Genomic DNA, 11,574 nt, shown 5'->3' with positions numbered 1-11,574 from the left:
TTCAGCCTATTCCACGGCTCAGACATCTCAACAGCGACCATCCCCACAGCGGCCATCCCAAACAGCGAAGCGGTGGGGATGTCAGCTACGGACTATTTGCCGAGGAACTTCTCGAAGCCCTTGGGAAGATTGAGCGATGACGGATCAAAGTCTGCTGCGCCTTGGCCAAAAGCCGCTCCAGTGGGAGCTGCGGAGGCTGCGTTTGCCCGCTTGGCTTCGGCATCACGAAGCTCCTGGGCTGCCTTGGCAGGGTTGCCGGAGCGCGCCTTCTTTTTGGGCGCGTTCTTGCCGCCCTTGCGTCCACCGCCAGGACCACCGAGGCCAGGCATTCCCGGCATACCCGGCATGCCGCCGCCCTGGGCGAGCTTCTTCATCATCTTCTGGGCCTGGGCGAAACGCTCCAGCAGGCCGTTGACCTCGGACACATGCACACCGGAACCCTTGGCAATACGTGCACGGCGTGAGCCGTTGATGATCTTCGGAGCAACACGCTCGTGCGGAGTCATGGAGCGGACGATTGCTTCGACGCGGTCGATCTCTTTTTCATCGAAGTTCTCCAGCTGCTGGCGGATGTTCTGCGCACCCGGCATCATCATGAGCATCTTCTTCATGGAGCCCATGTTGCGGATCTGCTGCATCTGGGCGAGGAAGTCGTCCAGGGTGAAGTCTTCCTGATCGGCGAACTTCTTCGCCATCCGGGCAGCTTCGTCCTTGTCCCATGCCTTCTCGGCCTGTTCGATCAAGGTGAGGACATCACCCATGTCCAGGATGCGGGAAGCCATGCGGTCCGGGTGGAAGAGCTCAAAATCATCCAGGCCTTCACCGGTGGAGGCAAACATCACCGGCTTGCCGGTGACGGACGCAACCGACAGCGCGGCGCCGCCGCGGGCATCGCCGTCGAGCTTGGACAGCACGATGCCCGTGAAGTTGACGCCCTCATCGAACGCCATCGCCGTGTTTACGGCATCCTGGCCGATCATGGAGTCGATGACGAAGAGGACTTCGTTGGGGATGATCGCCTGACGGATGCGGCGGGCCTGATCCATCATCTCGGCATCCACGCCAAGACGACCGGCAGTGTCAACAATCACCACGTCATGCAGCTTCTGGCGCGCTTCCTCCACACCGGCCTTGGCTACGGCGACGGGGTCGCCGGCCGGGTGCTCAAGCTCGGAGGTGGCGCCGGGGTGCGGGGCGAACACGGGAACTCCCGCGCGCTGCCCAACAACCTGGAGCTGAGTTACAGCGTTGGGACGCTGAAGATCGCAAGCCACCAGCATGGGGCTGTGACCCTGGGACTTAAGCCACTTGGATAACTTGCCGGCAAGGGTGGTTTTTCCGGCACCCTGGAGGCCGGCAAGCATGATGATGGTGGGGCCGGTCTTGGCCAAACGGATACGGCGGGTTTCGCCGCCGAGGATCTCCTTGAGTTCCTCGTTGACGATCTTGACGATCTGCTGGCTCGGGTTCAACGCTCCCGAGACTTCGGCGCCCAAGGCGCGTTCACGAATACGCCCGGTGAACTCGCGGACCACGGATACTGCAACGTCCGCATCCAACAAGGCACGGCGAATCTCACGAACGGTGGCGTCGACGTCAGCCTCGGTGAGGCGGCCCTTGCCACGAAGGTTCTTGAAGGTTGCTGTCAACCGGTCAGAGAGTGAATTGAACACGCGCCGCGCACTTCTTTCGATGGTCTACGAATGGCGGCCAATGCGGCACGCCATAGTCCTGATCATTCTTGCCCCGGCACATGTGCCTCAGCCAACAATTCTGTTTCGACTACGGGACTCGACTATCTAGGGTACCAAGTCGCACCTGCAAGATGGCATGCTGGCACAGTGACCAGCAAAACAACTGTAAAAACGTTGCTCATCCTCGGCGCGTCCGGGGACCTGACAGGCAGGCTGCTTCTGCCCGGACTTGCCGGACTCCTGGCTTCCGGCCGGGCCCCCGGCCTTCGTTTGGTGGGTGCGGGTTCTGACCCGTGGTCCCCCGGGCAGTGGCAGGAACGGGTCAACACTGCGTTCGCTGCAGCATCAAGCGCCGCCGACGCAGCAGGCCGCGCTGACGTGGCTGCCGTTGCGGAGACCACCGAATATCATCAGGTGGATGTCACCGCTGACGGCCCGCTGGCCGGGCTGCTGGCCAAGCTGGAGGGGCCGGTGGCCATCTACTTCGCCCTGCCGCCCCACGTTAGCCAGAAGGCCTGCGAGGTGCTCCACCGGGATCAACTGCCCGCTGGAACCCGCTTGGTGATGGAAAAGCCCTTCGGCTCCGGAACAGAATCTGCCCATGAGCTCAACAAGACACTCGCTGCCCTGGTCCCGGAAGACCACATCCACCGCGTGGATCACTTCCTCGGCAAAGCCACGGTGCTCAACATCCTGGGACTTCGTTTCGCCAACAGGTTCCTGGAACCGGTGTGGAACCGGGACCACATCGAGAAGGTTGAGGTCATCTTTGATGAAGACCTGGCACTTGAGGGCCGGGCCAGGTACTACGACACTGCCGGCGCATTGCGCGACATGATCCAGAGCCATCTCCTTCACATCATGGCGTTTCTTGCCATAGATGCCCCGGCCACCATTGAGGAACGGGACCTGCGTGACGCTGTTGCGACGGTGCTGCGGGCCAGCAGCATCAAAGCCCCGTACAGCGACACCACACGCCGGGCGCGTTACAAGGCGGGGACACTCGGCGACCGGCCGGTGCCGGATTACGCTGCCGAAGAAGGCGTTGACCCTTCCCGCAACACCGAAACCCTGGCAGAGGTCCGGGTGGAGATAGACAACTGGCGCTGGAAGGGTGTCCCGTTCATCCTTCGCTCCGGCAAGGCCATGGGACGCCGGCGGAAGGAAGCGGTGATCACCTTCCGGCCGGTCCCCCACCTGCCCAATGGCTTCACCGGCGTGGACTCCCCCAACCAGCTGCGGATCGGTTTCGGACCGGATGTACTGGAACTCGACGTCGATGTGAACGGCCCCGGCGACATCTTCAGCCTGGACCGTGCAAGCCTGGTGGCCCAGCTCAACGCAGCCGGAATGCTTCCTTACGGTGAAGTGCTCGAAGGCATTCTGAACGGCGACCCCCTGCTCTCTGTTCGGGGAGATACCGCGGAGGACTGCTGGCGGATCATCGAACCGGTCCTGCGCGCCTGGGAGGGCGGCGACGTCCCGCTGGAAGAGTACGACGCCGGCGGCGCGGGCCCGGCGAACTGGCCCACCGGCGTCGTGGACTAACGAAAGCCCTCCACAACCGCAAGCGGGCCGGGTACCTTGACTGGTACCCGGCCCGCTTTTTGCTTCGGTAAGGACTTTGTTGCCCGGAGGGCTTAGATTGCGGCTGCGCCGCGCTCCCCTGTCCTGACCCTGACTGCTTCGTAAACATCCACGGTCCACACCTTGCCGTCACCGGCTCGGCCTGTGTTTGAGCTGGCGATGAGAACATCCAGGATGTCGTCTGCCTGCTCATCCGTGGCGAGGACCTCGATGCGGATCTTCGGCAGAAGATCCACGTTGTACTCCGCTCCGCGGTACACCTCGGTGTAGCCCCGCTGACGGCCGTAGCCACTGGCCGCACTGACCGTCAGCCCTTGAACCCCGTAAGCTTCGAGGCCTTCGCGGACTGCTTCAAGCTTTTCGGGACGGACGATCGCTGTGATGAGCTTCATGCCTGGACACTCTCCTTGCCTTCTGCGGGGGTCTTCTCTGCCGCAGTCTCCGACTTTCCTGTCATGGCCTCGTGCAGCGGCTGGAAGCTGCCACCGTGGCCGTTGACACCGAACTCGTAAGCCGTCTCAGCGTGGAGGCTGAGGTCTACGCCAACGTTCTCCTGCTCGGTGGACACCCGGAAGCCCATGGTCTTGTGGATAGCCAAGGCGATGATGGCCGTCATGATGGCCGAGAAAGCGATGGCAATGCCGGCTGCTGCCAGCTGTGCCCACATTTGCGTCATCCCGCCGCCGTAGAAGAGACCGCCGCCGACGCCGTCCGTGGGAAGGGCAATGAAGCCCAGAGCCACGGTGCCGATGATGCCGGACACGAGGTGGACGCCAACAACGTCCAGGGAGTCATCGAAGCCCCAGCGGAACTTGAGGCCCACAGCAAGCGCTGATGCTACACCGGCAACTACACCGAGTCCGAGGGCACCAACAGGGCTGACATTGGCACATGCGGGGGTGATGGCAACAAGGCCGGCAACCACACCGGAGGCTGCGCCCAGCGACGTCGGGTGTCCATCGCGGATACGTTCGGTGATGAGCCAGCCGATCATGGCTGCGGCCGGGGCTGCAAGGGTGTTGATCCAGATGAGGCCGCCTTGCTCGGCAGTGGTGGCTGCACCACCGTTGAAGCCGAACCAGCCGAACCAGAGAATGGCTGCGCCGAGCATCACGAACGGGATGTTGTGCGGGCGGTGGTTCGGGTCTTTGCCGAAGCCGCGGCGGTTACCAATGATGAGTACCAGAACCAGTGCAGCTACACCGGCATTGATGTGCACCACGGTGCCACCGGCGAAGTCGATGGCCGGGCCGAGGGCCTTGCCGATTGCGCCTTCGGGGCCGAACAGGCCGCCGCCCCACACCATGTAGGCCAGCGGGCAGTAAACCAGGGTGACCCAGACCGGTACGAAGATCGTCCATGCACCGAACTTTGCGCGGTCAGCGATAGCACCGCTGATGAGAGCTACGGTGATGATGGCGAAGGTGGCTGCGTAGCCTACCTTGATCAAGCCATCCGGGGTGTTGATGCCTTCAAGACCGAAGGTGGCGAACGGGTTGCCCACGATCTCCAGGAAGCCTTCGCCGGAACTCATTGATGCGCCCCACAGCACCCAGACGACGCCGACGATGCCGATGGAGATGAAGCTCATCATCATCATGTTCAAGGCTGCCTTGGCGCGTGTCATGCCGCCGTAGAAAAATGCCAGACCAGGTGTCATGAACAGCACGAGTGCCGCCGCCACCATGACCCATACGTGACCTGCGGTAAGTTCCATGGTGCACGTTCCTCTCTTGCTTGGTTCTGCGGTTCAACCGCTGTCCTGACGCCGTTTGCGTCCTGCTTAAGAGTTTTGTGCCGCCGTGTTTCACCTGCGCAGGTTTTAGATGTCGGGCTCGTTACAACAACCTCCCCAACGTAAATGGTGCATATCCCCGGTGTTACGGATATGTTTCAGGCGTCGGACTTCACTGGAAATGTCCGGTTTTGGACCACACACACCTCATGAGCCCCAGAAGTACCACCGAGAATCCACAAGAAGGACCAGCACTGTATGACTGAGTCGCCCAGATCCGTTCAAGCCCCAAGGATCAGGTCGGAGAAGACTCCCCTCCCGCGCGATATCAAGGTGATGTTGGCTGCGGCGTTCCTGATTGCGCTGGGCTTCGGCTTGGTGGCCCCGGTTCTGCCGCAGTTCGCCACCACCTTCGATGTTGGCGCCACTGCTGCGGCGGTGATTGTAAGTATCTTCGCGTTCATGCGGCTGGTCTTCGCCCCGGCCGGCGGCGCCTTGATTGGACGGTTCGGCGAACGGAATGTCTACGTCAGCGGTTTGCTGATCGTGGCAGTCTCCACCGCGGCGTGCGCCTTCGCGCAGGATTATTGGCAGCTGCTGATCTTCCGGGGTCTGGGCGGGGCCGGCTCGGTGATGTTTACCGTTGCCGCCATGGGCTTGCTTATTCGCCTCGCCCCGCCTGAGCGACGGGGTCGCGTGTCCGGCGCCTATGCCTCCGCATTTCTGATCGGAAGCGTGCTGGGCCCGGTAGTGGGAGGTCTGCTGGCAGGCTTCGGCCTCCGGGTACCTTTCCTGGCCTACGCAGGAGCGCTGCTGGTGGCCGCCCTGGTGGTGCGGACCATGCTCAGCGGCCCAGGCAACGCGGCGGAGGACACCGCACCTGCCCCGGCCATGACGGTCAAAGAAGCCTTGGCGGACTCCGCCTACCGTGCCGCCATCTTTTCCAGTTTCGGGAACGGCTGGGTGACGTTCGGCGTTCGGATGGCCACCATTCCGCTTTTCGCGGTGGCAGTCCTGCAGTCCGCTCCGGAGACCGCGGCGTGGGCACTGGCCATTTTCGCCGTGGGTAACGCCTTGGCACTAACCTTCAGCGGGCGGCTCGCAGATTTCTGGGGTCGCAAGCCGCTTCTGATCCCTGGTTTGCTCATCACAGGTACGGCCACCGGCGTCATCGGGCTCACGACGGACCTGACCGGATTCCTCATCGCATCCGCAGTGGCAGGCTTCGGCTCCGGCTTACTGGGCCCTGCGCAGCAGGCCGCCGTGGCTGATGTCATCGGGCGCGGACGCTCGGGAGGGAAAGTACTGGCCATCTTCCAAATGGCCGCGGACACCGGGGCGATCATCGGTCCGATCGTGGCCGGGCTCCTCGCTGACCGCCTGGGCTACGGCTGGGCTTTCGGCATCACCGGAGGCGTGCTCCTCCTCACCGCCGTGGCCTGGCTTCCGGCACGGGAACCCCTTAAACCCAAAAACTGACTGGCGGCGGGGTGCTCTGAGTTTTCAGAACAACCCCTGCTGCCAGCCAGTCAGGTGAGGCACGTTAGTTGAGCAGTGCGTCCACGAAGCTTTCGGCGTCGAACGGCGCGAGGTCGTCCGGGCCTTCACCCAAGCCAATGAGCTTCACCGGAACACCCAGTGACTTCTGAATGGCCACAACAATGCCGCCCTTGGCAGTTCCATCAAGTTTGGTGAGCACGATGCCCGTGATGTTCACTACCTCGGCGAAGACGCGCGCCTGGTTCAGTCCGTTCTGCCCGGTGGTGGCGTCCAGGACCAGCAGGACCTCATCCACTTCGGCCAGCTTCTCAATGACCCGCTTGACCTTGCCGAGCTCATCCATCAGCCCAGTCTTGTTCTGCAGGCGTCCTGCGGTATCAACCATGACCACGTCGACTTCCTGATCGATGCCTGCCTTCACGGCTTCGTAGGCCACGGAAGCAGGATCGGCGCCGTCAATGTCAGACTTCACGGTGGGCACACCGACGCGCTGTCCCCAGGTGGCCAGCTGCTCGGCAGCAGCAGCCCTGAAAGTGTCAGCGGCGCCCAACAGGACGTCCTTGTCCTCGGCTACCAGAACACGTGCCAGCTTGCCCACGGTGGTGGTTTTGCCTACACCGTTCACGCCAACAACAAGCACGACGGCGGGACGGTCACCCTTGCGCTCGACGTTCAAGGAACGGTCCATGCCCGGATCCACCAGCTTGATGAGTTCCTCACGGAGCATCGCCTTGACGTCCTCGGGGCTGCGGGTGCCCAGCACCTTGACGCGCTCACGCAGGGCATCCACCAGCTGCATGGTGGGTTCGGTGCCAAGATCAGCCAGGAGGAGGGTCTCTTCCACCTCGTCCCACACGTTTTCGTCGATCTTGTCGCCCGACAGCAGAGCCAGCAGGCCCTTGCCCAGAATGTTGTTGGACTTGATCAAGCGGGCACGAAGGCGGGTGAGCCTGCCTTCCACCGGTGCCGGAGTGTCAATGGCGATGGTCTCGAGCCCGGCGACGTCGTCCGGGACATCGGTATCATCCACCGCCCCGTCGAAAGTGGGAGCCGGGGCCTTGACCGCGTCCGGGCGGTCCTCCACAAGGGTTCCGCCGCCTGCTGCCGATGACTGGACGGGATCGTTTGCGTCACGCGTGCCGGGGTACTTGGCGCCGGTCTTCCGGGCTTTCATCAGTACCGGCACCAGTCCGCCAACCACGACGAGCGCAGCGAGAATGGACAGAATTATGGGTAGGAAATCGTTCACTCCCCTACCTTCTCACAAAGCTATGCCCCGGCACCGAGCCTCTGGCTGATGACTGTTGAGACGCCGTCGCCCCTCATTGTCACTCCGTACAGCGCGTCTGCAACTTCCATGGTGCGCTTCTGGTGGGTGATCACAATCAGCTGGCTGGACTCACGCAGCTCCTCAAAGATGGTGATGAGCCGGCCCAGGTTGGTATCGTCCAGCGCCGCCTCTACCTCGTCCATGACATAGAAGGGCGACGGCCGGGCTTTGAAGATGGCCACCAACAATGCCACTGCCGTCAGTGAGCGTTCGCCACCGGAGAGCAAGGAAAGCCTCTTGATCTTCTTGCCCGCCGGCCGGGCTTCCACTTCAATGCCGGTTGTCAGCATGTCGTCGGGGTCGGTGAGTACCAAGCGGCCCTCACCGCCGGGGAAAAGCCTGGCGAAGACGTGGTCGAACTGTGCTGAGGTGTCAGCAAAGGCCTCCGTGAACACCTGCTGAACACGGTTGTCCACTTCTTTGATGATGTCCAGCAGGTCCCTGCGGCTGGACTTAAGGTCTTCAAGCTGCGAGCTGAGGAACTGGTGCCGCTCTTCCAGGGCTGCGAACTCTTCCAACGCCAGCGGGTTGACTTTGCCAAGAGCCGCGAGTTCGCGCTCGGCTTTCTTCAGCCTCTTCTCCTGCTCAGCCCGTACGAACGGAATCCCCTCAATGATGGCCTCGCCGTTTTCATCAACGGGGGCCCGGAGTTCGGCCCACTTATCCGTGGTGGCTCCAGGAGGCAGCGGAACGGGTTGATCAGGGCCGTAATCGGCGACGAGTTGTTCGCCGGAGAGACCCAGTTCTTCAACGGACCGCGTTTCCAAAGCCTCGATGCGAAGCCGCTGCTGGGTCCGGGCCATCTCATCCCTGTGCACCGAGTCCGTCAGTTCGGCAAGCTCCCGGGCCAAGGCGTCGTTGCCGGAGCGGACCTCGGCTAGTTCCTTCTCCAGCTGCTCCCGCTGTTGTTCGGCAAGGTCACGCTCATAGCCGGCAACGTCCACCGAGACATCAATAAACCCGAGAGCCTGTTCCCCCGCTGAGGCGACTGCCGCCGCACGCTGTGCCTGCGCGCGACGGCGTTGCGCGCGTCGGGCGGCCTCTTCCCGGGCACGTCGCTCGGTCGCTGCGGCCCGCTCAAGGGATGCCGCCCTGTTGCTGATGGCTCCCAACTGTTCCTCGGACGTCCGGAGGGCAAGGCGGGCTTCGGTTTCGGCTGCCCGGGCAGTCCTGGCTTGGGCTGCGAGTTCGTCCCGTCGATCCGTGGACGGTTCTTCGTCCGGAGCTTCCTGAGCCGCTGCCAGACGTTCTGCCGCGACTTCAAGATCCAGCTGTGCTTCTGCGATGTTGGCTTCAGCCCTGGCCATGGACGCAGCGAGCCTTTCACTTTCGCCAACGGCGCTGCGAAGAAGAGAGTTGAGATGACCGAGTCGCTCAGCTACAGCGGCAAGGCGGGCATCCGATTCATGCAGGCGTTCCAACGCGGCGTCTGCGCGATCCTGTGCCTCGGCACGGCGCGATTGCGCCCCGGCCAAAGCGAAGCGTCCACGTTCCAAACGCGCCGTGACCTCCTGGAGCCGGGTAACGGCGTCGTCCACTGCAGCCTGAACTTCCAGCAGCGACGGCGCGCTGGCGGAGCCACCGGTGACTGTCAGTGAGGTGAGGACGTCACCCTCACGGGTAACGGCCCTGAGGTCGGGATGTTCGGCGATAAGGGCAGCCGCCGCTTCCAGGTCATCAACGACGGCGGTACGGGCCAGGAGCCCGATCGTTCCGTGGATAGCGGGATCAGCAATCGTGACAACATCCACCGCCCAACGGCTTCCGACAGGAAGTGCGGAGTTGGCTCGGGCGTTTTCAGCTGCGGCAGTACCGCCGGCAAGAAGCAGGGCTGCCCTGCCGGCGTCGTCATCCTTTAACATCCGGATGGCCGCTACAGCGCTGTCCGGATCGGCAACCACCAAAGCATCCGAGGCGCTCCCCAAGGCAGCAGCTATGGCTGCTTCATATCCCGGTTCGATGGTAACCAGCGCCGCCAAAGGTCCAAGGACGCCGTCGGCGGTCAAAAGACTTCCGGAACCATCCTTGCGGTTAAGCCCAAGCTGTAGGGCATCCCGCCGCGCCGTCAGAGCGTCCCTCTCACGGACAGCTTCCCTCTCAGAAGCTTTCAGTTCCTCGATCTCCGCCACGACTGCATCCAGGAGATCGTTGGCGTCCTCGTAGTCGGCATCGAGGCTCTCTTCGCCGTCTTCAACGCCCGCTACTTGAGACTCGAGGGCGGTGAACTCGCTCTGAGCCTTGCGGCGACGTTCATCACCGGCAGCCAGGGACTCCCTCAGGCGACCACGTTCAGCCTCGGCAGCCTCAGCCCGGGACCTGGCGGCGGCCACTTGCCCTGCCAGCCTGGCCAACCCTTCTCTGCGGTCTGCTGCTGCCCTCAGCATTGCCGTCAAGCGCTTGTCCTCCGCGGCTGCGAGCGCTTCGGCTGAGTCCTTCGCCACAGTGGCTTCCAAAAGCGCGGCCTGTTTGGCAAGGATGTCGTGTTCAAGGGCGGCCTGTTCCTCACGGACCCGGGCAGCCTGGCGTTCAAGTTGTTCGGGATCGCGTCCAGTGTCCGGGGACGCCTCTGCGGAGCCCAGGAGCCGCCTGCGTTCGGTGGCCAGGGAGCCGAGGGAGCGCAGCCTTTCCCGGTTTGCCGACAGCTGGTACCAATGATCGCGTGCGGCGTTCAGCCGCGGTGTGGCTTGGGCGGCTTGCTGCTCCAAGGCAGCTTGGCGGCGCCGGCCCGTGCCAAGCCCTGCCTCAACCACCTGGCGGCGTTCCTTGAGGGCTGCTTCGTCAGCAACGTCCTTTTCAAGGGTGGTTCTCAGTTGAACGAGGTCGTCCGCCAAGAGCCGGGAGCGGGCATCGCGGACATCGAACTGAACCGTCTGGGCGCGGCGGGCTATTTCCGCTTGCTTACCCAAGGGCGTGAGTTGCCGCCGTATCTCTGCCGTGAGGTCACCGAGCCGGGCAAGGTTGGCCTGCATGGCTTCGAGCTTGCGGACAGTCTTTTCCTTGCGGCGGCGGTGCTTGAGGATTCCTGCAGCTTCTTCGATGAAACCCCGGCGGTCCTCGGGGGTGGCATGGAGCACGCGGTCCAGTTGCCCTTGTCCAACGATGACGTGCATTTCGCGGCCCAGTCCGGAGTCGGAGAGGAGTTCCTGGATGTCCAAGAGCCTGCAGGGTGCGCCGTTGATGGCGTATTCGGAACCGCCCGTGCGGAAGAGGGTCCGGGAGATGGTCACTTCGCTGTACTCGATGGGAAGTGCGTTGTCCGCATTGTCGATTGTCAGTGCAACGTGGGCCCTGCCCAGGGGTGGACGGCCGGAAGTACCTGCGAAGATGACGTCTTCCATTTTGCCGCCGCGAAGAGTTTTGGCGCCTTGCTCTCCCATGACCCAGGCCAGGGCATCCACTACGTTGGATTTGCCTGATCCGTTGGGACCCACGACGGCGGTGACGCCGGGCTCAAAGTCGAAGGTGGTGGCCGACGCAAACGACTTGAATCCTCGGACAGTCAAACTTTTCAGGTGCAAGGCGCTTCGGTTCTCCTGGATGGCCCGGGTGTCTGTATCCACTAAATCTACTGCGGTTTGTGCAAAATCTGCGGATCTGAAAGCGGAAGCCCTTGCGGCCGCCATGCCGCACCCCTACACTCCTGCCAAGGGTTACTTGGCGGATTCGTTCCTGTGATCCGGCTTCGGCTTGAACTTCTGTTCGGTCATTGCCGGTTCCGGTCCCGATCT

The 11,574-nt window shown here is 62.9% G+C and carries 7 protein-coding genes; 2 read left to right on the top strand and 5 right to left on the bottom strand.

Going from position 1 to position 11,574, the window contains the following annotated elements; genetic code table 11:
* Positions 1–92 precede the first annotated feature (92 nt).
* A complete protein-coding gene (gene ffh, locus BACI9J_RS08040; RefSeq protein ID WP_159733917.1) occupies positions 93–1,673 on the bottom strand; it encodes a signal recognition particle protein in 1,581 nt (526 codons plus the stop codon).
* Between the two features lie 30 nt (positions 1,674–1,703).
* Between ffh and BACI9J_RS08035 the strand changes: the two genes are divergently transcribed.
* On the top strand, positions 1,704–3,242 hold the full coding sequence (locus tag BACI9J_RS08035) for a glucose-6-phosphate dehydrogenase (RefSeq protein WP_159733916.1): 1,539 nt from the start codon (positions 1,704–1,706) through the stop codon (positions 3,240–3,242).
* Positions 3,243–3,334: 92 nt separating this feature from the next.
* Here BACI9J_RS08035 and BACI9J_RS08030 read toward each other — a convergent pair whose 3' ends face one another.
* Both BACI9J_RS08030 and BACI9J_RS08025 read right to left on the bottom strand, forming a co-directional pair.
* Entirely contained in the window at positions 3,335–3,673 is a 339-nt protein-coding gene (locus BACI9J_RS08030; RefSeq protein WP_017199639.1) for a P-II family nitrogen regulator, read from the bottom strand.
* Complete coding sequence (locus BACI9J_RS08025; RefSeq protein WP_159733915.1) at positions 3,670–4,998, bottom strand: ammonium transporter; 1,329 nt, start codon at positions 4,996–4,998, stop codon at positions 3,670–3,672. Before BACI9J_RS08025 ends, BACI9J_RS08030 begins: the two co-directional genes overlap by 4 nt.
* A 276-nt stretch (positions 4,999–5,274) precedes the next feature.
* Between BACI9J_RS08025 and BACI9J_RS08020 the strand changes: the two genes are divergently transcribed.
* The gene (locus BACI9J_RS08020) at positions 5,275–6,495 is read left to right on the top strand and encodes an MFS transporter (RefSeq protein WP_159733914.1); all 1,221 of its coding nucleotides are present in this window, start codon (positions 5,275–5,277) and stop codon (positions 6,493–6,495) included.
* A 64-nt stretch (positions 6,496–6,559) separates the two neighbouring features.
* Here BACI9J_RS08020 and ftsY read toward each other — a convergent pair whose 3' ends face one another.
* On the bottom strand, positions 6,560–7,765 hold the full coding sequence (gene ftsY, locus BACI9J_RS08015; RefSeq protein ID WP_159733913.1) for a signal recognition particle-docking protein FtsY: 1,206 nt from the start codon (positions 7,763–7,765) through the stop codon (positions 6,560–6,562).
* 20 nt (positions 7,766–7,785) lie between these two features.
* The gene (smc, locus tag BACI9J_RS08010; protein WP_201296667.1) at positions 7,786–11,364 is read right to left on the bottom strand and encodes a chromosome segregation protein SMC; all 3,579 of its coding nucleotides are present in this window, start codon (positions 11,362–11,364) and stop codon (positions 7,786–7,788) included.
* Between the last annotated feature and the right edge of the window lie 210 nt (positions 11,365–11,574).

The sequence above is a fragment of the Arthrobacter sp. 9V genome, assembly GCF_902506065.1.
Taxonomy (GTDB): domain Bacteria; phylum Actinomycetota; class Actinomycetes; order Actinomycetales; family Micrococcaceae; genus Arthrobacter.
Note: the sequence above shows the minus strand (reverse complement) of the source record. Positions and strands in the feature narration are given on the sequence as shown.